This window comes from Nonomuraea sp. NPDC001831 (assembly GCF_042892035.1).
Lineage (GTDB): Bacteria > Actinomycetota > Actinomycetes > Streptosporangiales > Streptosporangiaceae > Nonomuraea.
Genome location: NZ_JBIATU010000002.1, coordinates 647,548 through 667,882, shown reverse-complemented (window position 1 = coordinate 667,882; position 20,335 = coordinate 647,548). Strand labels below are relative to the sequence as shown.

General features: G+C 73.1%; 22 protein-coding genes. 6 read left to right on the top strand and 16 right to left on the bottom strand.

Translation table 11 applies throughout. The features are described 5' to 3' along the window. Positions 1-62: 62 nt before the first annotated feature. Both ACFYYW_RS08675 and ACFYYW_RS08670 read right to left on the bottom strand, forming a co-directional pair. Entirely contained in the window at positions 63-692 is a 630-nt protein-coding gene (locus ACFYYW_RS08675) for a LysE family translocator (protein WP_352323088.1), read from the bottom strand. A 21-nt stretch (positions 693-713) separates the two neighbouring features. Continuing rightward, on the bottom strand, positions 714-1,595 hold the full coding sequence (locus tag ACFYYW_RS08670) for a LysR family transcriptional regulator (protein WP_387646582.1): 882 nt from the start codon (positions 1,593-1,595) through the stop codon (positions 714-716). Positions 1,596-1,712: 117 nt separating this feature from the next. On the opposite strand from ACFYYW_RS08670, the gene ACFYYW_RS08665 reads away from it, so the two are divergent. Beyond that, positions 1,713-2,234, top strand: coding sequence for a cysteine dioxygenase family protein (locus tag ACFYYW_RS08665; protein ID WP_352323086.1), 522 nt, complete (start codon positions 1,713-1,715; stop codon positions 2,232-2,234). Between the two features lie 73 nt (positions 2,235-2,307). On the opposite strand, the gene ACFYYW_RS08660 is transcribed toward ACFYYW_RS08665, so the two are convergent. From ACFYYW_RS08660 to ACFYYW_RS08645, 4 genes are read right to left on the bottom strand one after another with little or no spacing between them, the layout of a single operon-like run. After that, on the bottom strand, positions 2,308-2,874 hold the full coding sequence (locus ACFYYW_RS08660) for a TetR/AcrR family transcriptional regulator (protein ID WP_352323085.1): 567 nt from the start codon (positions 2,872-2,874) through the stop codon (positions 2,308-2,310). Continuing rightward, positions 2,871-5,150: a YhgE/Pip family protein gene (locus tag ACFYYW_RS08655; RefSeq protein ID WP_387646578.1), complete on the bottom strand. Its 2,280-nt coding sequence runs from the start codon at positions 5,148-5,150 to the stop codon at positions 2,871-2,873. Before ACFYYW_RS08655 ends, ACFYYW_RS08660 begins: the two co-directional genes overlap by 4 nt. Next, entirely contained in the window at positions 5,150-5,719 is a 570-nt protein-coding gene (locus ACFYYW_RS08650) for an ATP-binding cassette domain-containing protein (protein ID WP_387646575.1), read from the bottom strand. Before ACFYYW_RS08650 ends, ACFYYW_RS08655 begins: the two co-directional genes overlap by 1 nt. A gap of 57 nt (positions 5,720-5,776) precedes the next feature. Next, positions 5,777-6,421, bottom strand: coding sequence for an alpha/beta fold hydrolase (locus tag ACFYYW_RS08645; RefSeq protein ID WP_387646572.1), 645 nt, complete (start codon positions 6,419-6,421; stop codon positions 5,777-5,779). A gap of 160 nt (positions 6,422-6,581) precedes the next feature. Here ACFYYW_RS08645 and ACFYYW_RS08640 point away from each other — a divergent pair, with 160 nt between their 5' ends. After that, positions 6,582-7,169 carry a winged helix-turn-helix domain-containing protein gene (locus ACFYYW_RS08640; protein WP_387646569.1) on the top strand — a complete coding sequence of 196 codons (588 nt, stop codon included), beginning with the start codon at positions 6,582-6,584 and terminating at the stop codon, positions 7,167-7,169. A gap of 12 nt (positions 7,170-7,181) precedes the next feature. Further along, positions 7,182-7,454 carry a hypothetical protein gene (locus ACFYYW_RS08635; RefSeq protein ID WP_387646567.1) on the top strand — a complete coding sequence of 91 codons (273 nt, stop codon included), beginning with the start codon at positions 7,182-7,184 and terminating at the stop codon, positions 7,452-7,454. 76 nt (positions 7,455-7,530) lie between these two features. Here the strand turns inward: ACFYYW_RS08635 and ACFYYW_RS08630 are convergent, their stop codons facing one another. Then, positions 7,531-8,301 carry a phytanoyl-CoA dioxygenase family protein gene (locus tag ACFYYW_RS08630; protein ID WP_387646564.1) on the bottom strand — a complete coding sequence of 257 codons (771 nt, stop codon included), beginning with the start codon at positions 8,299-8,301 and terminating at the stop codon, positions 7,531-7,533. A 93-nt stretch (positions 8,302-8,394) separates the two neighbouring features. Next, positions 8,395-9,750 carry a dipeptidase gene (locus ACFYYW_RS08625; RefSeq protein ID WP_352326941.1) on the bottom strand — a complete coding sequence of 452 codons (1,356 nt, stop codon included), beginning with the start codon at positions 9,748-9,750 and terminating at the stop codon, positions 8,395-8,397. A 231-nt stretch (positions 9,751-9,981) separates the two neighbouring features. On the opposite strand from ACFYYW_RS08625, the gene ACFYYW_RS08620 reads away from it, so the two are divergent. Further along, a complete protein-coding gene (locus ACFYYW_RS08620; protein ID WP_352326942.1) occupies positions 9,982-11,364 on the top strand; it encodes an aspartate aminotransferase family protein in 1,383 nt (460 codons plus the stop codon). 52 nt (positions 11,365-11,416) lie between these two features. Further along, entirely contained in the window at positions 11,417-12,526 is a 1,110-nt protein-coding gene (gene ald / locus ACFYYW_RS08615; RefSeq protein ID WP_364413622.1) for an alanine dehydrogenase, read from the top strand. Between the two features lie 77 nt (positions 12,527-12,603). Here the strand turns inward: ald and ACFYYW_RS08610 are convergent, their stop codons facing one another. From ACFYYW_RS08610 to ACFYYW_RS08585, 6 genes are all read right to left on the bottom strand, one after another. Continuing rightward, complete coding sequence (locus tag ACFYYW_RS08610) at positions 12,604-13,992, bottom strand: tetratricopeptide repeat protein (protein WP_364413624.1); 1,389 nt, start codon at positions 13,990-13,992, stop codon at positions 12,604-12,606. Positions 13,993-14,048: 56 nt separating this feature from the next. Continuing rightward, positions 14,049-14,927: a sulfite exporter TauE/SafE family protein gene (locus ACFYYW_RS08605; protein WP_352326945.1), complete on the bottom strand. Its 879-nt coding sequence runs from the start codon at positions 14,925-14,927 to the stop codon at positions 14,049-14,051. Between the two features lie 98 nt (positions 14,928-15,025). After that, on the bottom strand, positions 15,026-15,262 hold the full coding sequence (locus ACFYYW_RS08600) for an SHOCT domain-containing protein (RefSeq protein WP_352326946.1): 237 nt from the start codon (positions 15,260-15,262) through the stop codon (positions 15,026-15,028). 140 nt (positions 15,263-15,402) lie between these two features. Further along, positions 15,403-16,176, bottom strand: coding sequence for a class I SAM-dependent methyltransferase (locus ACFYYW_RS08595; RefSeq protein WP_387646560.1), 774 nt, complete (start codon positions 16,174-16,176; stop codon positions 15,403-15,405). A 59-nt stretch (positions 16,177-16,235) separates the two neighbouring features. Then, complete coding sequence (locus ACFYYW_RS08590) at positions 16,236-16,709, bottom strand: Clp protease N-terminal domain-containing protein (RefSeq protein ID WP_352326948.1); 474 nt, start codon at positions 16,707-16,709, stop codon at positions 16,236-16,238. After that, positions 16,706-16,903, bottom strand: coding sequence for a helix-turn-helix domain-containing protein (locus tag ACFYYW_RS08585; RefSeq protein WP_352326953.1), 198 nt, complete (start codon positions 16,901-16,903; stop codon positions 16,706-16,708). The genes ACFYYW_RS08590 and ACFYYW_RS08585 overlap by 4 nt, the downstream gene beginning before the upstream one ends. Before the next feature lie 57 nt (positions 16,904-16,960). Between ACFYYW_RS08585 and ACFYYW_RS08580 the strand changes: the two genes are divergently transcribed. Then, positions 16,961-18,508, top strand: a complete 1,548-nt coding sequence (locus tag ACFYYW_RS08580; RefSeq protein ID WP_387646557.1) for an FAD-dependent monooxygenase — start codon at positions 16,961-16,963, stop codon at positions 18,506-18,508. Here ACFYYW_RS08580 and ACFYYW_RS08575 read toward each other — a convergent pair. Further along, a complete protein-coding gene (locus tag ACFYYW_RS08575; protein ID WP_352326950.1) occupies positions 18,489-19,136 on the bottom strand; it encodes a response regulator transcription factor in 648 nt (215 codons plus the stop codon). The two genes, ACFYYW_RS08580 and ACFYYW_RS08575, sit on opposite strands and share 20 nt — an antisense overlap. Next, on the bottom strand, positions 19,133-20,245 hold the full coding sequence (locus ACFYYW_RS08570) for a sensor histidine kinase (protein WP_352326951.1): 1,113 nt from the start codon (positions 20,243-20,245) through the stop codon (positions 19,133-19,135). Before ACFYYW_RS08570 ends, ACFYYW_RS08575 begins: the two co-directional genes overlap by 4 nt. Positions 20,246-20,335 lie beyond the last annotated feature (90 nt).

The window sequence follows — 20,335 nt, the reverse complement described above, 5'->3', positions numbered from 1 at the left end:
CCGGCTTTTCGTCCCCCGATCGATCTCACTATCGCATTAAGAGCGGGAAATTTCGCGGCTTGTCATGCCTTCTCGGTTGTGAGCCACGCGGCCAGCCCGAGGTACACCAGGCCGCTGCCCACGTCGAGCCGCCGCCGCGCGCGTACGGACCCGCGCAGCCGTCCGGCCAGCGTGGACGACAGCAGCGCGTACATGCCGTCGCTGGCCATCCCCAGCACCAGCCACAACCCGCCGAGCAGGAGGATCTGCGGCCCCACCGGCCCCGCCGCGGGGACGGTGAACAGCGGCAGGAAGGTCAGGAAGAACACGGCAGTCTTCGGGTTGAGCACGTTGACCACGAACCCCTCCCAGAACAGCCGCCGCCTGGACTGCACCTTCAGCTCGACGACCTCCTCGGACTCCCCGCCGCGCTTCATCAGCTTGCGCAGGCCGAGCCAGAGCAGGTACGCCACGCCCACGTACTTGACGACCGTGAACGCGGTCGCCGAGGCCGCGATCAGCGCGCTGAGGCCGACGGCCGCCGCGCCGATGTGGACCAGCGAGCCGGCGTGCACGCCCAGCACCGAGACCAACCCGGCGGACCGGCCCTGGGAGACGCTGCGGGTGACGATGTAGAGGACCGCGGGGCCGGGGACCACGAGCAGTCCCAGCGTGGCCGCGCAGAACAGCGCGATATGCGTGATGTCCGGCATGTGCTCATGGTAAGGACACCGTCAACGGCTTTCCCGGGCGGGCGGCAGGCTCGCGCCGAGCGCTTCGAGCAGGGCGCCGGTGGCCGGCGGGTGCGGCGGCTCGCCGTAGACGGCGGCGTAGACGTGCCTGGTGGAGCCGGGCACCTGGGTCGCCTCGACGTCGGGGTTGCGGTGGGCGCTGAGCGCCAGGCCGGGCAGGACGGTCAGGCCCATGCCGGCCGCCACGAGCGCCTGCACGGCCACGATGTCGTCGCTGGTGAAGGAGATGCGCGGCTCGAACCCGGCCTTGGCGCAGATGTCGAGCAGGTGGCTGCGGCAGCGGTCGCAGCCGGCGATCCAGGGGGAGTTGGCGTGGTCGGCCAGCTCGCCGCCCGGCTCGGCGGAGACCAGGTAGCTGGGGTCGTCGAGGAGGTGGATCAGGTGCAGGCCGGCGTCCTCGGGGGCGGTGTCGTCGTACCGGAACATGACGGCGACGTCGACGCGGCCGGCGCGCAGCAGCCTGAGGGCCTCGGGCGGCTCGGTCTCGGTGAGCTCCAGGCGCAGCCCCGGATGGGCGGCCGACAGGCGGCGGACGGCGGACGGGATGAACGTGCCGAGCGCCGACGGGAAGGCGGCCAGCCGCACCCGGCCCTCGCGCAGGCCCACGTGGGCGGCCAGCTCCTCGGCCGTGGCGTCGATCCGGCCGATGATGTCGGCGGCGCGGTCGGCCAGCAGCCGGCCCGCCTCGGTCAGCCGGATGCCGCGCCCCACCCGCTGGACGAGCTTGGCGCCGGTCTCGGCCTCCAGCCGGGCCAGGTGGTGGCTGATGGACGGCTGGGAATAGTGGAGCTCCTTGGCGGCCGCGGTGAGCGACCCCTTGCGGGCCACCGCGACGAGGACGCGGAGCCGGGCGACGTCGAGCATTCATCAATCGTATCTATCAATAGGCCAGAAGACTTCTGTTGGACCTATCGATCGCCATGGGCCACCGTAGAGAGGGAGGACAAATTGCCACATTCTCTCTAGGGGGACACCGTGAACATGGTCGCGACCACCACCAGGCCAGGGCTCGACGTTCTGGTGTCCGGCATCTCCGAGATCGTGGCCAGGAAGCTCGTCGCCCGCGAGACCGCGTTCGCCGTCGCGGACCTGCTGCGGGACCGGCTGCCCGGCATGGACATCCTCACGCCCGAGGAACGCCTCGGCACGCCCGACCGCTATGCCTCCCACCTGCTGCACGCCCAGGACGAGTTCTCGATCGTGGCGGTCGTGTGGCGTCCCGGCCAGTACACGGTGATCCACGACCACGTGTCCTGGTGCACGTTCGGCATCCTCAGCGGCATCGAGCACGAGACGCTCTACCGCGACATGGGCGACCACCTGCTGGAGATCGGACGCGCCGACAACCGGCCGGGCGAGGTCAGCGGCTTCGCCCCGCCCGGCGACATCCACATGGTGCGCAACACCAGCGACGAGGTCGGGGTGTCGCTGCACGTGTACGGCGCCGACGTCGGCAAGCTGGGCAGCAGCGTGCGCCGCGTCTACGAGCTGCCGGTGCGCTGAACCCGCCTTCTGCGAGAGCTGCCGGCGCGCTGAGCCAGCCCTCTACGAGGGCTGCCGGTGCGTTGGGACCGCCTCACCTGATGCGGCCGTGGAGCAGCTCGACCAGGGTCTGGTGGGTCTGCTCGATCGGCCGTTCCGGGTAGAGGGCGCGCCGCTCGATGGCGACCGTCAGGACCATGCCGAACAGGGCGGTCGCCGCCGTCTCCACGTCGAGGTCGGCGCGGATCTCGCCGCCGGCCGCCGCCCTGCGCAGCACGCCCGCGTACACGCCGAGCGCGCTCTCGCGCAGCCGCGCCACCGCCTCCTGCCAGGCGGTGCGCCACATCTCGGCCAGCAACACCCGGGCGAACGGGCCGTGCTCCTCGAAGAAGCGCAGCTGGCCCAGCACGACCGAGTCGAGGGCGGCCAGGCCGCTGCCGCCGGTGTCGGCGGCGGCCAGCGCGCCCGCCAGCCGCTCGATCGAGTGCTCCAGCAGCGCCGAGAACAGGCCCTCCTTGCTGCCGAAGTTGTAGAACACGGTGCCCTTGGCCACCCCGGCGCGCTCGGCGATCGCGTCGACCGTGGTGGCCGCGTAGCCCTGCTCGGCGATCAGCTCGACCGCCGCCGTGAACACCTTCGCCCGGGTGTCCTGCCTGCTCACAGCGACAGCTCGGGGTGCAGGCGCTTCATGGACCAGACGCGGCCCCGCTCCACCGCGAGGGTGGTCAGCGCGAGCCCGAGCACGAGGAATGCGGACAGCACGCCGCAAGCCTGCCACACCACGGTCAGATCGCCACCACTGATCAGCCTGCGCAGTGCCGAGACGACCCAGCTCATCGGCAGCCACGGCGAGATCGTCTGGAAGAACCCGGGCGAGGTCTCGATCGGGTACGTTCCCGCCGCCGAGGTGAGCTGGAGCATCAGCAGCGCCAGCCCCACCACCCGGCCGGGCGGCCCGAGCAGCGCGTTGACCGCCTGGACCACCGCCAGGAACGCGGCCGCCGCCAGCAGCAGCAGCCCGATCACCCCGAGCCAGTGGGCCGCCTCCAGGCCGAGCGCGAACCGCAGCACCGCCGCCAGCACGCCGACCTGGGCCGCGCCCAGCGCCACCGCGGGCAGCCAGCCGGCCAGCGCGATGCGCACCGCGCCCTGGGTCCCGGCCAGCCGCCGCTGGTTCAGCGGCTTGAGCACCATGAACGTGATCATCGCGCCCACCCACAACGCCAGCGGCAGGAAGAACGGCGCGAAGCCGGTGCCGTAGTTGGGGACCTCGTTGTCGACCGTCTTGGCCAGCCGCACGGGGTCGCTCATCACGTCGGCGCGGGCGGCCCGCTGCTGGGCGTCGTAGTCGGGGATCTTCTCCGCGCCCTCGCCGAGCCCGCCCGCCAGGTCCTTCGAACCCTTGGCGAGCTGGTCCATGCCCTTGTCCACCTGGCCCGCGCCGTCGTGCAGCCGGCCGACCCCGGTGCGCAGGGTGCTCGCGCCGTCGCTGAGCTTGACCAGCCCGCCGCCGAGCTGACCGAGGCCGCTGGTGACCTGGGCCGAGCCGTCGTGCAGCTTGGCCGCGCCCTGGTAGAGGGTGCCCGCGCCGGTGCCGGCCTTGGCCAGGCTCGCGTCCACGGTCGCCGCGCCCGCGGCCAGCTTGGCCAGGCCGTCGTCCAGGGCGTTCACCTGGGTCCTGACCTGGTCGACCTTGGGGCCGATCTGCGGGGCCACGGCCGCGATCTTCCTGGCGTTCCTGGCCAGCTCGCGGGCCTGGGCGGACAGGGCGGAGGCGCCGCCCGTGCCGCTGCCCGTGCCGCCGGCGCCGGCCGAGCCGGCCTGCTCGGCGGCGCGTTCCGCGGCCTTCGCCGCGCTGCGCAGCAGGGAGCGCACCTCGGGGTCGGCGTCCGCGCCGAGACGGTCGAGCGCGGCCTGCGCCTGCGAGGCGGCCTCGCGGGCGCTGCCCGCCGCACGGGTCGCGCCGGCGCCCGTGCCGGAGGCCGTGCCGGAGCCGTCCGCCAGCCGGTCGGCGGCGTCGGCCACCTGTTCGGCGGCGTCGGCGACCTTCGGGCCCCACTCGTTCAGCACCGGAACATACTTGTCGGCGAGCTGGTTGACCGCGCGCGTCTGGGTGTGGACCTGGTCGGCCGCCTTCCGGGTGCCCTTCCGCAGCTCCGAGGTGCCCTCGCTGCGGAGCTTGCGCAGGCCGTCGCGCAGCTCGCCGATGGCCTGCTGCGCCTTGCCGATGCCGCCGGTGACCTGGGCCGAGCCGTTCCGCAGCTTGCCGGTGGCGGTGTTGGCGCTGTTCAGGCCGACGGAGAGCTGCTGGGCGCCGTTCTCGGCGGTGCCGAGGCCGGAGTTGAGCCGGGAGACGCCGTCGCCCGCCTTGACCGCGCCGTCGTGCAGCTTGCCGGCGCCGTCGGCGGCCTCGGTGGTGGCGTCGTGGATGTCGCCGATCGAGACGAAGACCTTGTCGAAGTAGTCGTGGATGGCCGTGCGCTCGGCGGCGGCGCGTACCTCGTTGAAGACCGCGTCGGAGATGCTGCCGACGATGTAGCTGCGCCCGGTGTCCACGCGCAGGCCGAGCTGGGCCGGGGTCGGGGTGGCCGTGTCGTCGGACGGGGAGGCCAGGCGGGCGCTGAAGTCGGCGGGCACGGTGAGCGACAGGTAGTAGCTGCCGTCGGCCACCCCGTCGGCCGCCTGCCGGGGCGTGGCCTCGTGCCAGGCGAACGTCCTGCGCTCGCGCAGCTCGTCGGCCAGGTCCTGGCCCGCGTGCAGGGTCTTGCCGTCGACCGTGGCCGGGCGGTCCTCCATGACCAGCGCGACGGGGACCCGGTCGAGGTTGCCCTGGGGGTCCCAGAACGACCACAGGTACAGTCCGGCGTACAGCAGCGGCAGCACGATCACCGCCGCCAGCGCAGCCCGGGTCAACCGGGACCGCAGCATGCCCTTCATCACAGCTCCACGAGGTGGTCGTAGCGGGCGGGCGGGCGCACGCAAGTCGCGATCACGGCCGTGCCGAGGCCGGCGCCGAGGTCGCGCAGGAGGTCCCAGAGCTTCTGTACGCGGTCGTCGGGCAGGCCCGCGTCCACGTTGTCGGCGAGGATCACCGCGGGCTCGTCCAGCAGGGCCAGGGCGACGCCGAGGCGCACCTGCTGCTCGCGGTCGAGCTGGCTCACCGGCGTCGTGTCCGGCGCCGTGAGCCCCGCCCGCTTCAGGACTTCCTGGTACGGCTTGCGCCTGCGCTCGCGCAGGTGCTCCTTGACCGTCAGCGCTCTGTCGAGATCCGTCACGCCGTCGACCAGCGCGAGCGCCGCCGCCTTGCGGATGGCCCGCGGCCTGGTGTGCCCGGCGACGGAGAGTGTGCCCGTGGTCGGCTTCATCCGGCCGGCCAGCGTGAGCAGCAGGCTCGTACGCCCGCTGCCCGCCGGCCCGGCGACCGCCGTGAGCGTGCCGGGGCCCGCCTTCAGCGAGACCGCCGGGTACACCCCCTCGATCGACAAGCCCTCCGCGACGATCACCACAACCCCATCTCTTGAACTGACTGGTCAGTACAAAAGATTACCTCGTGATGCGGCGCGTCACACTGTGAGATACGCCTCGAACCGCTCGGCCAGCTCCTTCGGCCGCGACAACATGACCATGTGACTGCCCCCGATCTCGTCGGGCATGACACCGAGCCGTTCCCGGACCACCTTCCGCATGAACTCCGGCGGGAAGAACCGGTCGTCCCGGCAGAGCAGGAACCGCGTCGGCACGTCGGGCCACGCCGCGCCCGGCCACGGCTCGACGGACGACTTCTCCGCCTGCGCACGCCCCCGCGCCAACTCCTCCTCCGCCAGCTCCTCGGGGACGTCGTGCATGAACTGCGCGATCGTGTCCAGGTCGTCGGCGCCCTGGTAGCCGGTGTTGGCCCACCACTCGCCCGGCGGCTCGCCCGGGACCGGGATCATGGCCGTGACCAGCACGAGCAGCTTCACGGGCAGGCGCTCGCAGACCAGCGGGGCGACGAAGCCGCCCCACGAGTGGGCCACCACGACCAGCTCGTCCGCCTCGCCGACGGCTCGCGCGACCGTGTCGGCGTAGTCGGCCAGGCCGGCCGACTCGTCCTCGATCGGCAGGTCGACGGCCACCGTGCGGTGGCCCCGGGCGCGCAGCTCGGCCTCGACCAGGTGCCAGTCCCAGGCGGAGCTGCCGCCGCCGTGGATCAGCGCGAACGTCGCCACCCGCCTCACCCCCGCGCCGTCGTGCCGGAAACGCCCCGCGGTGCCTCGCTCATGGCTCTTGCTCCCATCGTCGGTGTCCCTGTTCTCGACGCAGTATGGCGAGGAGGTAAGACAGAAAAGATTTATTGCGCAATTTTCCTTTCGCATCTAGCGTGGAGGCATGGCAAGCCACGATCGGCCCCGCGTCCAGGACGTCGGCACGCTCAAGGCGCTGGCGCACCCGCTGCGCATGAAGCTGTACCGCGCGCTCAAGGTCGCCGGGCTCGCGACGGCCTCGCAGCTCGCCGAGCAGGTGGACGAGGCGGTCTCCCTGGTCAGCTACCACCTGCGCAAGCTGGCCTCGCACGGCCTCATCGAGGAGACGCAAGGAGGCCGGGGCGACGCCCGGGAGCGCTGGTGGCGGACGTCGGCGGAGAGCTTCTCCACCCGCAACTCCGATTTCCGCGACAGCCCCGAGGGCGTCGTGGTCCACCAGACCCTGTCCCGCCTGCACGCCCGCCAGCTCTCCGAGATGTACGAGGGCTACCTCGACGCGCAGTGGGCCTGGAGCGAAGCCTGGCAGGACTCGTCCTTCGGGTCGGAGTTCCTGCTGTCGCTGACCGCGGAGGAGTTGCGCGACCTCCGGCAGGAGATCGACGACGTGGTCGCGAAGTGGACGGCCCGCGGCCGGGCGGCCGGCGAGGCGGGTGACACCGAGGGCCGCGAGAACGTGGCCGTGCACCTGTACGGGTTCCCGTTCGCGACGTGAGGAGAGACCAGGATGAACCCCGACTTATACCTACTTGTCGAGCGAGTACGCGCACAGGAACTGCGCGCCGCCGCCCAGAGCCGCCGCCGTACAGACCGGACAGGCCGGACGGGCCGGACGGGCCGGACAGCCCGAACCGGCCCGCCGCGCCGGCCGCACCCGGGGACGCTCGCCCGCGCCTGGGAACGGCGGCTGGGCTGGGCCCTCGTGGAGACCGGCCTGCGCCTGGTCAGCCGCGGCACGACCAGGCAGACACCGCGCCTGACGGCGGACCACCATGCCTGACCCGCCCGGCCCGCGACCCCTGGCGCTCCGCCCGGTCCGCGACGCCTGGACCGCGACGCCTGGACCGCCGGGCGTTCTAAGCCGGAGCCGTCCCGTTCAAGCCCTTCAGGACCGCGCGTTCGACCGGCGTCGGCGCGGTGCCGGTGAGGTCGAGCAGGCCGGTCGGCATCAGCGGCGGCTGGGCCATGAACCGCGGCACGCTGCCGCGATGCGGCTGGGCCGAGTGGATCAGGAACGGGTGGCACAGGAAGACGTCGCCGGGGGAGCCGGTGACGGTGACCTCCCGGCGCCCCTCGCTGAGCGGCACGGCGTCCCCGCACAGCGAGAACCATTCGCGCCCTTCGTCCCCGGAATCGGCGAGCAGGGCGGGCACGTCCAGGTGTGAGCCGACGCGTACCCGGGTGGGGGCGTCGTCGGGGCCGACCTCGGAGAACAGGAACAGCATGAGCAGGGCCCGGCCGCGCGAGCGCAGGTTCACCCGGTACTCGCCGGCGTCGCCGGAGAAGCTCGCCTCCAGGTGCCAGCCGTCGTCGCCGGGCTCCTTGTCGCTGGGGAAACGCAGCGGGAAGGTGCCGAGGCCCATGGGCCCGGTCCAGCGCCCGGCGCCCACGAGCTGGTCGTAGGCCTCGTGGAGCTGCTGCGTGTTGGCCGCCGCGCGAAACGACGGGGTGGCCATCCAGCCCAGCCGCACGACCGGCTCGGTCCAGCTCGACGGGTCATCGGGGTCGCAGCCGCTGGCCGCCCACAGCTCGGCCCGGCACTGCTCGGCGGTCTCCAGGGGAACCGCGCCGGGAAGCCGGACGAACCCGTCCTCGACGAACGACTCGATCTGCTCGTCGGTCAACATGCGCAGCCCCTCCTGGTGATTTCCGCGGAACGTCGTGCAGTCTGACGAACGGCGGCCGGGAGGGGCAACGCAATTTCCGCCCGGGGGCGAAGCTCAGACGCCGAGCGCCGACGGCAGGCTCAGCTCCTGCAGGAACAGCGCCTCGGCGGTGGCCACCCGGCGCAGCTCGTCGAGGTCGACCCGCTCGTTGGGGGCGTGGATGGCGGCGTCCTCGTCCTCGGCGCCGAACAGCAGGATCTCGGCCGCCGGGTACTGCTTGAGCAGCGTGTTCACCAGCGGGATCGACCCGCCCGCGCCCACGTCGCGCGGCGGGCGGCCGAACGCGCGCTCCATCGCCCGGTTCAGCGCCGACCGCGCCTTGCCGCCGGAGTCGGCCTGGAAGCCGGACCCGACGGTGAAGTCGTCGAACGACACCTGCACGCCCCACGGCGCCACCTGGCGCAGGAACTCCACCACGGCGTTGACCGTGGTCTTCGGGTCGCCGGACGGAGGCACCCGGACGGTCACCCGGGCCCGCGCCGCCGGCTGGACCGCGTTCACGGCGCCCGACACGGTCGGCACGTCGAGGCCCGTGACGGTGATGGCGTACGAGGCCCACAGCCGGTCGGCCAGCGAGCCGGAGCCGACCAGCGAGACGCCGTCCGCCACGCCGGCGGTCTTCCTGAACTCCTCCTCCGAGGGCCCCTGGCCGAGGAAGCTGCCGCGCGGCAGGCCGGGCACCCGGATGTCGCCGTTCTCGTCGTGCAGCGCGGTCAGCATGCGCATCAGGGCGGCCAGCGCGTCGGGGGCGGCGCCGCCGAACGAGCCGCTGTGCACGGCCTCGCGCAGCGTGCGCACCTCGATGGTGAAGGCCGCCATGCCGCGCAGCGACGTCGTGACCGCCGGGTCGCCGACGCGCGGGTTGCCGGTGTCGGCGACCACGATGGCGTCGGCCCGCAGCAGCTCGGGGTTGCGCTCGACGAAGGCCTCCAGGCGCTCGCCCGCGTACTCCTCCTGGCCCTCGATGATGACCTTGATGCCCACCGGGAACCGGCCCTGGAAGGCGCGCAGCGCGGCGATGTGGGAGATGATGCCCGACTTGTCGTCGGCGCAGCCGCGGCCGTACAGCTTGCCGTCGATCAGGGTGGGCTCGAACGGCGGCGTGCGCCAGGCGGCCAGGTCGCCGGCGGGCTGCACGTCGTAGTGCGCGTACAGCAGGACGGTGGGCGCGCCGGGAGGGGCCGGGGCCTCGCCGTAGATCGCGGGGAAGCTGCCTTCGACGGCGACCTGCTGGACGTGCGGCAGGCCCGCCGAGCGCACGAGCTCCTCCGTCACCGCCGCGGCGGCGAGGACCGGCTCCTCCGGGTGCCCGGGGAAGGCCACGGACGGAATGGCGGCGAGCCGCTTGAGCTCCTCGATGGCTCGGGGCATCGCGGCGGCGACGGCGCTCTCGATCTGGTCAGGAGTCACGGGACGGTCCCCCGGGGGTCGTTCTCGACAGTTTGGTCTCATTGGATCACAGAAGGTTCCACAGTATGGAAACGGGCATGACCCGCGCGTTAATCTACCTGCGGATTTCGTTGCGGTTACACAACGGTTCTGCGGATCTCGATTTTCTTGCATAGTGCTGCGACCGATTCGCTTGGCAAACCGCAGGTGAAGATGCACACTGTGGGGAGTTCGACACGAGGGAAGATAACCATGACGCAGCCGGAAAACGACGTCCTGAAGGCCGCGCAGGACAACCTGTGGTTGCACTTCACGAGGCACAGCGCCTACCAGGAGAACGAGATCCCGACCATCGTGCGCGGTGAGGGGTCCTATATCTACGACATCCACGGCAAGCGTTATCTCGACGGCCTGGCCGGGCTGTTCGTCGTCCAGGTCGGACACGGGCGTGCCGAGCTGGCCGAGGCCGCCGCCAAGCAGGCGCAGGAGCTGGCCTTCTTCCCGTTGTGGTCCTACGCGCACCCCAAGGCGGCCGAGCTGGCCACCCGCCTGGCCGAGCAGGCGCCGGGCGAGCTGAACCGGGTCTTCTTCACCACCGGCGGCGGCGAGGCCGTCGAGACCGCGTGGAAGCTGGCCAAGCAGTACTACAAGCTCGTCGGCAAGCCGCTCAAGCACAAGGTCATCAGCCGCCAGATCGCCTACCACGGCACCCCGCAGGGCGCCCTGTCGATCACCGGCATCCCGGCGTTCAAGCAGATGTTCGAGCCCCTCGTGCCCGGTTCGGTGCGCGTTCCGAACACGAACTACTACCGCGCCGACGAGATCAGCGGCGTCCCCGGCATGTCGCCGGAGGAATACGGCATCTGGGCGGCCGACCGCGTGGCCCGCGCCATCGAGATGGAGGGCCCCGACACGGTGGCCGCCGTCTTCGCCGAGCCCGTCCAGAACGCCGGCGGCTGCTTCCCGCCGCCCCCCGGCTACTTCCAGCGCCTGCGCGAGATCTGCGACGAGTACGACGTGCTGCTCGTCTCCGACGAGGTCATCTGCGCCTTCGGCCGCCTCGGCACCATGTTCGGCGGCCAGAAGTTCGACTACGTGCCCGACATCATCACCTGCGCCAAGGGCATGACCAGCGGCTACTCGCCCATCGGCGCCATGATCGCGCACGAGCGGCTGTTCGAGCCGTTCAAGCAGGGCGACAACATGTTCGCCCACGGCTACACCTTCGGCGGCCACCCCGTGTCGGCCGCCGTGGCCCTCGCCAACCTCGACATCTTCGAGCGCGAGGACCTGCTCGGCCACGTCACCAAGAACGAGCCCCTCTTCCAGGCCGCCCTCGACGACCTGCGCGACCTGCCGATCGTCGGCGACGTGCGGGGCTCGGGCTACTTCTGGGGCATCGAGCTGGTCAAGGACAAGGCCACCAAGGAGACGTTCAACGCCGAGGAGTCCGAGCGGTTGCTGCGCGGATTCCTGTCCAAGGCGCTGTTCGACGCCGGACTCTACTGCCGGGCGGACGACCGCGGCGACCCCGTGATCCAGCTCGCGCCCCCGCTGATCGCGGGGCAGAAGGAGTTCGACGAGATCGGATCCATCCTGCGGGGCGTGCTCTCGGAAGCGTGGGCGCGCCTCTAACACCCTCCCCACCCGGTACGACGAAGTGCCGGTCTCCGAAAGGATCCCTACGATGAAGATCGGCGTCCCTGCCGAGGTCAAGAACCACGAATACCGTGTGGCGGTCACCCCCGCCGGTGTTCACGAGCTGGTGCGGAACGGTCACGACGTCACCGTCCAGCGAGGTGCCGGCCTCGGCTCACACATCACCGACGAGGAGTACCTCGCCGCGGGCGCGAAGATCCTCGACAACGCCGACGCCGTCTGGGCGGGGGCGGACATGGTCCTGAAGGTCAAGGAGCCCATCGCCGAGGAGTACCACCGCCTGCGCGAGGGCCTGGTGCTGTTCACCTACCTGCACCTGGCCGCCTCCCGTCCGTGCACCGACGCCCTGCTGGCCGCCAGGACGACCGGCATCGCGTACGAGACCGTCCAGGTGGGCCACACGCTGCCGCTGCTCGCCCCGATGTCGGAGGTCGCGGGCCGGCTCGCGCCGCAGGTGGGCGCCTACAACCTCATGCGTTTCAACGGCGGCCGGGGCGTGCTGCCCGGCGGGGTGCCCGGCGTGGCCCCCGCCAAGGTCGTCGTCATCGGCGGCGGCGTCTCGGGCCTCAACGCGGCGCAGATCGCCGTCGGCATGGGCGCGGACGTGACCGTGCTCGACACCAACATCGACCGGCTCCGCCACATCGACGCCATCTACCAGGGCCGGCTGAAGACCCTCGTGTCCACCTCGTACGCGATCGAGCGCGAGGTGCTGCAGGCCGACCTGGTCATCGGCGCCGTGCTGATCCCCGGCGCCAAGGCCCCGACGCTGGTCTCCAACGACCTGGTCGCGCGGATGAAGCCGGGCTCGGTGCTCGTGGACATCGCCATCGACCAGGGCGGCTGCTTCGAGGACTCGCGGCCGACCACGCACGCCGAGCCGACGTACACGGTGCACGGGTCGATCTTCTACTGCGTGGCCAACATGCCCGGCTCGGTGGCCAACACCTCCACCTACGCCCTGACCAACGCGACGCTCCCGTACGCGGTCAAGCTGGCCAACCTGGGCTGGCGCGACGCGCTGAAGGCCGACCAGGGCCTCGCGGGCGGTCTGAACACCCATGACGGCGTGCTCACCAACGAGCCGGTCGCCCAGGCGCTGGGGCTGCCGTACACGCCGGTCGCCGACGTTCTCTGATCGTCCTCCAGGGGCGCGGCCGGCGGTCGCGCCCCTGACACACTCCCAGGGCGGCCCTGATACACTCCCCGGCGGCCCTAACACACTCCCAGGCGGCGCCGCAGGTCACGGGCGGTGGCGAGGACGTGCTGGATCTCGCCGGTGCCCGGCCACGGCGCGCTGCCGGGGCGCAGCAGCGTGCCGCGCACCGACGCCAGGTGCTCGACCGCGCTGCGGTGCACCCCGCTCCGCTCCACCAGCCAGCCGATCACGTCGGAGTGGTCGTGCAGCGGCCTGGTCACCAGGTCCCAGGTGCCCAGCACCTCCGTCAGGTCGGGCACCGACAGCGGCACGCCGCCCCTGCGGCCGGTGGCCGCCGCGGCCAGCTCGGCGCGGGCGGCCAGCTCGGGCTCGGCGGTGCGCGCCCACGCCTGCGGCGGCGGGTCGGCCAGCCACTCCTCGGCCTCGCCCAGCTCGCCGGCCACCGTCAGCAGCCCGCCCAGCTCGACCGCCGCGCCGTGGTGGCCCGCCCGCGCCGCCTGGCGGAACCAGTGGCGGCCGCCGGCCAGATCGCCGAACTCGGCGATCAGCAGCAGGCCGTAGTTGAAGGCGGACTCGGCGTCGCCGCCCGCCGCCGCCCTGCCGAACCAGTGGCTGGCGGCCGGGGTGTCGCCGAGCTCCACGCAGACGAACCCGGCCATGCGCTGGTCCTCCAGCCGCCCGGCCGCGGCCGCCCGCTCGTACCAGGCGCGGGCCGTACGCAGGTCGCCGCGGGACAGGGCGATGGCGCCGAGCCGGGAGGCGGCGCCCGGGTGCTCGTTCTTGGCGGCCAGCCGGTAGTAGGCCTCGGCGCCCTCGGGGTCGCGGCTGGCGTGCAGGTAGAGGCCCATGCAGTGGGCGGAGTCGGCGTGGCCGCCGCGGGCGGCGTACTCCCACCAGCGCACGGTCTCCTCGTCCTCGCCGGCCGAGTAGGCCAGGAAGCCGAGGTCGTGGGCCGAGGCCAGGTCGCCGTCGTCGGCCGCCCTGCGGTGCCACTCGCGGGCCACGCCGGTCTCGCCGGTGTCCTCGCACAGCAGGGCCAGCCGGCGGGCCGCGGAACGTGACCCGGCCAGGGCCGAGCGTTCGAACCAGGCTCTGGCGGCCCCGGCGTCGCCGCGCTGTTCCAGCAGGAGGGTGGCGAGATTGGCGGCGGCCTCCGCGTCGCCGGTGGCCGCGGCGGTCTCGTACCAGATGACCGCCTCCTCCAGGCTGCCGTGCTTCTCGTGCCAGACGCCCAGGTTGTAGGCGCTGTCGACGTTGCCGCCCGCGGCCGCCAGCTCCCACCAGAGCCGGGCCGCCGCGCGGTCGCCGCGCTGGGCGTAGAGCTTGCCGAGCCGGTGGGCCGCCTGGGCGTCGCCCTGCTGCGCGGCCACCAGCAACTCCGGCTCGTCACCCACCCGTGGCGCCGGAACGGCCGGCGTCGCCACCTCTCCCTGCCACCAGGCCATGGCGACAGAGTGGCACGTGATCATACGTTCGCGAACCGTAATCGCCGACAACGGCCCTAGGAGAACCTGATGAACCCCGAATACATCCCCATCCCGCACACGTAACGCAGCGAGCCGGGGCGGTGGGGCGGCAGCCGTACGGTGGCGGGCAGGGCCACGTCGCGCCCGTCGATGGTGAGAGTGCCCGTGCAGCCCGGATCGACCAGTTTGAAGATGACCTCGACCGGTACGTTCGCCGGGACGGACACGGCGGCGGGCCGGTAGCCCTCGCGGGTGGCGTAGACCGTGACGGTCCGGGCGGCGGGCCCCGCGGCGGCCGGTGCTGCCTCCCACGTCCAGCCGCCCAGGTTGAGCCCGGCCACGACGGTCCAGAGCCCGGCGGCGACGGCGACCACCCCGGCGTACCTGGCCAGCCGGGTGCGGGAGATCCGCCGCAGCACGTAGCCGAGCAGCGCGAACGCCGGCGCCGTGCCGACCACGAACCCCGCCATGGCCGCCGCGCCCGCCAGCGGCGAGCCGCTGGAGACGGCGAGCATCTCCATGCCGATCGTCACCCCGCAGGGCACGAGGACGGTGGCCGCCCCCAGCAGCGGCGCCCGGTAACCGGACGGCCGGACGGGCTCGGCGCACGCGTGCCCCCCGCCGCGCATGAGCCGGATCGCGAACACGATCACGGCGCAGCCGCCCGCGACCAGGAGCACGGCCCGCGCCCGCGGCGGCAGGCCGACCGCCGAGCCGAGCAGCCCGAGCAGCGCCCCCACCAGCGTGTACGCGGCCAGCCGGCCGGCCAGGAACCAGGCCACCAGCGCCGGGTCGCGGCCGGGGCGGTGGCCGGCCAGGCCCACGAGCAGCCCGCCCTGGGCGGCCGTGCACGAGGCGGTGCCGGCCACCAGCCCGGCTGCCACGCCCCCGGCGAACAGGGTGACCGCCTCCACGTCCAGCCCTCCCCGTGCTCGCTCACGATGCTTTCGGGGGAAACGTAACGCGGCAGGCCGGATGCGGCCAGTGACAGTTCTTGTACCCTTAGTGATGTTTAGGTGGTTGCGCCCTTGAGCACGGACATCTTCTCGAAGAACTCGTCGTCGCCCATCTCGCCGCGGGCGTACCGCTCGGCCAGGATCCGCTCCGCCGACGCGGTGGGCCGGTCGGGCACGGCCGCCGGGCGACGCCCCCACCAGCCCTTGCGGCGGGCGGTGACGGCGAGCGCGATGAGCGCGACCCAGAACAGGCCCCAGAAGACCGGGAAGACCGGCCAGAGATGCGGATGCATGACTTCCTCCTTCGTCCTGCCTCCAGGGTCCGCCCTCCGGGGGCGCGGCGAATCGCCCGCCGGGAGCCGCCGCCGCTGCGCCCGGGGGAGTGCTCAGGCGGGCCCGGCGTACGCCCGAGGAGGTAGCGCGCCGGTGCGTCTCATCGTCCGGAGGACGGGTGCGCCTCGGGCCGCCGGGCCTCGATGAGGAACCTGGACGAATGGGCGACGAACGGGCCCTCGGCCTCGATGAGCTCATGCAGCTCGCGCAGCCTGTCGCCGTAGCGGCCGACCGAGAAGCCCGGCACGATCCAGATCACCTTGCGCAGGAAGTAGATCACCGCGCCGATGTCGCGGAACTCCATCCGCAGCCGCTCGGCCCGCAGGTCGACCACCTCCAGCCCGGCCGCCTCCGCCTCCGCCACGGCCTGACGCGGGTCGCGGGCCGAGCCGTCCTGCGGGCCCATGAAGAACTCGGTCAGCTCGAACACGCTGCGCGGGCCGACCTGCTGCGAGAAGTACGACCCTCCCGGACGCAGCACCCGGGCGATCTCCGACCACCAGGTCGCCACCGGATGGCGGCTGACCACCAGGTCGAAGACGCCGTCGCGGAACGGCAGGCGCGGCTCGTCGTCGTCGGCCACCACGTACGCCCCGCGCGGGCGCAGCCGGGCGGCGGCCAGCGCCAGGTTGGGCGGCCACGACTCGGTCGCCACCGTCACCTTCGGCAACGTGGGCAGCCCGGCCAGGATCTCGCCGCCGCCGGTCTGGACGTCGAGCGCCGCCTGCGCCCCCGCCATCCGCCCGGCCAGCAGACGGGAGTAGCCCCACGAGGGCCGCTCCTCGGTGGCCCGGCCCTCCAGCCAGGAGAAGTCCCAGCCGGCCACGGACACCGTGTCGGCCTCCTCGACCAGGTCATCGTATGTACGCCGCATCCTTCGACCATGTCAGCGCCCGGGCCGCGGCTTCAACCGGATTTCTCCCGTGTCGCCGATCAGGCGACGCGGGCGCGGACGGCCGCGCGGTCGATCCCGAGCTGGTCGATCAGCCGGGCCACCGGGTCGTGGCGGTCCCGCTCCAGGAGGGCGAGCAGGAGGTGGCGGGGCGCCTGCGGCCTGGTCTTCCGGCGGGTGGCCCCGATGGCGGCGTTGACCACCGCGCGGGCGCTCGACGTGAGCGCGGTGCCGGGCACCGGCGGATGCCGGCGGGGCGTCGCGCGCGGTGCCTGGCCGAGGTCGAGGCCGATCGAGCGCAGCGCCTCGCGGTCGAGCTCGTCGAGCGCGGCGCGCGCCCCGGCCAGGTCGACGCCGAGCGCCCGCGCCGGCTCGGCGGCGGGATCGTGCAGCAGACCGAGCAGCAGGTGCTCGGTGCCGAGCCGCCGGTCGCCGCGCTGCCTGGCCTCGTCGAGCGCCGCGCTGACGACGGCGGCGAAGGGGCTCTTCTCCTTGCCGAACATGGCGATCCTCACTTTCCGTATCTGGCGTGCACGGACTGCCGCGACATGCCGAGCGCGTCGCCGATCTGTTCCCAGGTCCAGCCCTGCTCCCTGGCCGCGGCCACCGACGCCGCCTCGACCTGCTCGGCCAGCCGGTGCAGCGCGCCCACCGCCCGCAGGCCGAGGGCGGGGTCGTTCGACCTGATGCGTTGAGACAGCTCTTCCATGTCCACGCTGTCAGGCTAGATTGACAGGCTCGATTCTGTCAATCTAGCCTGACAGGCATGGACGACGTGATGATCGTGGGAGCGGGCCCGGTCGGGCTCATGCTCGCGGGCGAGCTGGCGCTGGCCGGCTTACGCCCGATCGTGCTGGACAAACGCCCGGAGCCGAGCGAGCTGCCCAAGGCCAACGGGCTCGCCGGGCAGATCGTGGAGCTGCTCGGCCACCGCGGCCTGCTCGGCCTCCTCGCCGAGGGCAGCGGCTTCGCCGGCCCGGCCCCGGGGTTCCCGTTCGGGCAGGTGCCGCTGCGCTTCGCCGGGCACGACGACATGCCGCTGCGGCTGCTGCTGATCCAGCAGCCCCGGCTGGAACGGCTGCTGACCGAGCGGGCCGCCCGGCTCGGGGCCGAGATCAGGCGCGGCCACGAGGTCCGCGGCCTGGCCCAGGACGAGGAGGGCGTCACGCTGGAGCTGTCCACCGGCCGGGCCCGCGCCCGGTACGTGGTCGGCTGCGACGGCGGGCACAGCACCGTCCGCGCCCTGGCGGGCATCGGCTTCCCGGGCACCACCGACGACGAGGTGCTGCGGCTCGGCCACTTCGCCCGGGACGAGCAGGGCCCGTTCCAGGCGCCGCGCGTCGAGGGGCTGGAACCCGGCTGGAACCGCACCCCGGCCGGCCGCCTGCTGCTCACCTCGTTGCGGCCCGGCGTGCTCATCGCGGGCGTGCGCGAGCGCGGCACGCTGCCCACCGGCCCGGTGACGCCGGACGACTTCCGCGCGGCCGTACGCCGGGTGATCGGGCGGGACCTGCCGCTGGGCGAGCCGATCTGGCTGTCCGGCACGGTCGCGCAGGCCCGGCTCGCCGACCGTTACCGGGCCGGACGGGTGTTCCTGGCCGGGGACGCCGCCCACCTGTTCCCGGCCGGCGGGTCGGCGCTCAACGTCGGACTGACGGAGGCGGCCAACCTGGCCTGGAAACTGGCCGCCGTGCTGCTCGGACGGGTGCCCGCCGGGCTGCTCGACACCTACGAGGAGGAGCGCCGTCCGGTGGCCGCGCGGGCACTCGCCCAGACCCGCGCCCAGGCGGCCCTGGAACGGGCCCCCGGCGAGGACGGCGAGGCCCTGCGTGCGCTGCTGGCCGAGCTGTTCGCCGACGAGCAGCCGCTGCGCCGGCTCGCCGCGCTCCTGCACGGCTCCGACACCCGCTACCCGCCCGCGCGCGGGCTGGAGCACCCGCACCCGCTCGCCGGCCGGTTCCTCCCCGACCTGCCGCTGAGCACGGCGGCGGGGGAGCAGCGGCTGTCCGGGCTGCTGCGGGCCGGACGGCCGGTGCTGCTCGACCTCCGCGACGGACCGGCCCCCGCGCCCGGCGGCCCCGGCGGCGGGCCGGACCCGGTGCTCTCCGGCGACCCCGGCGACCGGCCGGACCTGGCGCTGCCCGAGGGCGGGTGGATCGACGTGGTGCGGGCGCGGTGCGCCGAGCCGCCCGCCGACGTGCTGCTCGTCCGCCCCGACGGGTACGTGGCCTGGGCCGGGACCGGCGGCCTGGCCGAGGCGGCGCGGGCCTGGTTCGGGGCGGGACCGGCCGCCGTCAGAGCCAGCCCGGCCTGACCAGCCCGGACTCGTAGGCGATGACCACGAGCTGGGCGCGGTCGCGGGCGTGCAGCTTCATCATGGCCCGGCTGACGTGGGTCTTGGCCGTGGCCGGCGACATGAACAGCTTGGCGGCGATCTCGTCGTTGGTCATGCCCGTGCCGACCAGGGAGAGCACTTCGCGCTCGCGTTCGGTGAGCTGGTCCAGGCCCTGGGTGGCGACCGGTTCCTTGGCGCGGGAGGCGTACTCGGCGATCAGCCGCCGGGTCACGCTCGGCGACAGCAGCGCCTCGCCCGCCGCCACCACCCGCACGGCCTGGATGAGCTCGGCCGGCTCGGTGTCCTTGACCAGGAAGCCGGACGCGCCGCCGCGCAGCGCCTCGAAGACGTACTCGTCCAGCTCGAAGGTGGTCAGGATGATGATGTGCGGCCCGGGCGGCATCCGGCGGGTGGCGGTCAGGCCGTCGGTGCCGGGCATGCGGATGTCCATCAGGACGACGTCCGGGGCGTGCTCGCCGGCCAGGCGCACCGCCTCCGCGCCGTCGGCCGCCTCGGCCACCACGGTCATGTCGGGCTGGGCGTCCAGCAGGGCCTTGAAGCCCGCCCGGACCAGCGCCTGGTCGTCGGCGAGCAACACCTTGATCACGTTGGGTTCTCCTCGGGTAGGGGCAGGCGGGCCTCGACCTGGAAGCCGCCGCCCGACGGGCCGGCGACGAGCGTGCCGCCGAGGGCGGAGGCGCGCTCGCGCATGCCGGGGATGCCGTTGCCGCTGCCCTCCTCCGACAGGACGGCGGGCTTGGTGGCCCCCGTGTCGGCGACCACGATGACCAGCTCCGCGGCGCCGTACTCCAGGCGCACCGACACCCGCGAGCCGGGCGCGTGGCGGGCGGCGTTGGTGAGCGACTCCTGCACGATCCGGTACGCGGCCCGCTCGACCTGCGGCGGCAGCGGCCGCGACCCCACCCGCCTGAGCGAGACCTCCATCCCCGACCGCTGGACGAGGTCGTCGAGCCGGTCGAGCCCGGCCGTCGGGGAACGCGGGGCGCCCTCGCGCAGCACGTTGAGCACCGAGCGCATCTCGCCCAGCACCTCCTTGGACGCCGTCTTGATCGTGGCCAGGGCCGAGCGGGCCTGTTCGGGGTTGGCGTCGATGAGGTGCAGCGCGGTGCTGGCCTGCACGTGGATGAGCGAGATGTTGTGCGCGAGCACGTCGTGCAGCTCCTGGGCCATGGTCAGGCGCTCCTCGCTGGCCTGCCGCCTGGCCTCCTCCTCCGCGACGCGCTCGCGCTCGGCCTGGCGCTCCCTGACGATCCTGACCAGCTCGGCCACGACCATGAACAGCAGGATGAACGCCAGGATCGCTACGCTGTGGAACAGGTCGCGGTTGCCCACCCACCAGGCGTAGCTGAGCAGCGAGGCCACCGTCATGGTCGCCATCGTCCAGGCCATCAGCCGCCTTCCCCCCGTGACCAGGAGGAACAGCAGGACACCCGGGCTGAGGAAGGCGGGGCCGTAGGCGTAGCCGCCGATGAGGAACAGGTCCATCGCGGCGAGCGCGACGGACACCGTCAGCAGCGGGAACCGCCTGCGAAAGAGGATGGTCAGCGGCCCGACCAGCAGCAACGCGTACGCGTAGGGGTCGAGCGGCTCCCGCAGGAGGCGCTGCTGGCCCCACGTCGCACCTTGGGCGATCACCAATTGGGCGACCGCCACGATCAGGGCGAGATAAGGGTCGAAACCGGACTTCCAGCGCACGCCTCCACGCTAGGCCACCCGCGGCGCCCGCGACATCATCCCCTTGTCCGAGGGGGCCCTACCACGACGGGCGTAGCTGGGTCATCGTGG

Coding starts and splice junctions, on each gene's coding strand:
- ACFYYW_RS08675 (WP_352323088.1), bottom strand. CDS start 692: ATGCCGGACATCACGCATATCGCGCTGTTCTGCGCGGCCACGCTGGGA.
- ACFYYW_RS08670 (WP_387646582.1), bottom strand. CDS start 1,595: ATGCTCGACGTCGCCCGGCTCCGCGTCCTCGTCGCGGTGGCCCGCAAG.
- ACFYYW_RS08665 (WP_352323086.1), top strand. CDS start 1,713: ATGGTCGCGACCACCACCAGGCCAGGGCTCGACGTTCTGGTGTCCGGC.
- ACFYYW_RS08655 (WP_387646578.1), bottom strand. CDS start 5,150: ATGAAGGGCATGCTGCGGTCCCGGTTGACCCGGGCTGCGCTGGCGGCG.
- ACFYYW_RS08640 (WP_387646569.1), top strand. CDS start 6,582: ATGGCAAGCCACGATCGGCCCCGCGTCCAGGACGTCGGCACGCTCAAG.
- ACFYYW_RS08635 (WP_387646567.1), top strand. CDS start 7,182: ATGAACCCCGACTTATACCTACTTGTCGAGCGAGTACGCGCACAGGAA.
- ACFYYW_RS08630 (WP_387646564.1), bottom strand. CDS start 8,301: ATGTTGACCGACGAGCAGATCGAGTCGTTCGTCGAGGACGGGTTCGTC.
- ACFYYW_RS08620 (WP_352326942.1), top strand. CDS start 9,982: ATGACGCAGCCGGAAAACGACGTCCTGAAGGCCGCGCAGGACAACCTG.
- ald (WP_364413622.1), top strand. CDS start 11,417: ATGAAGATCGGCGTCCCTGCCGAGGTCAAGAACCACGAATACCGTGTG.
- ACFYYW_RS08610 (WP_364413624.1), bottom strand. CDS start 13,992: ATGGCCTGGTGGCAGGGAGAGGTGGCGACGCCGGCCGTTCCGGCGCCA.
- ACFYYW_RS08600 (WP_352326946.1), bottom strand. CDS start 15,262: ATGCATCCGCATCTCTGGCCGGTCTTCCCGGTCTTCTGGGGCCTGTTC.
- ACFYYW_RS08595 (WP_387646560.1), bottom strand. CDS start 16,176: ATGCGGCGTACATACGATGACCTGGTCGAGGAGGCCGACACGGTGTCC.
- ACFYYW_RS08585 (WP_352326953.1), bottom strand. CDS start 16,903: ATGGAAGAGCTGTCTCAACGCATCAGGTCGAACGACCCCGCCCTCGGC.
- ACFYYW_RS08580 (WP_387646557.1), top strand. CDS start 16,961: ATGGACGACGTGATGATCGTGGGAGCGGGCCCGGTCGGGCTCATGCTC.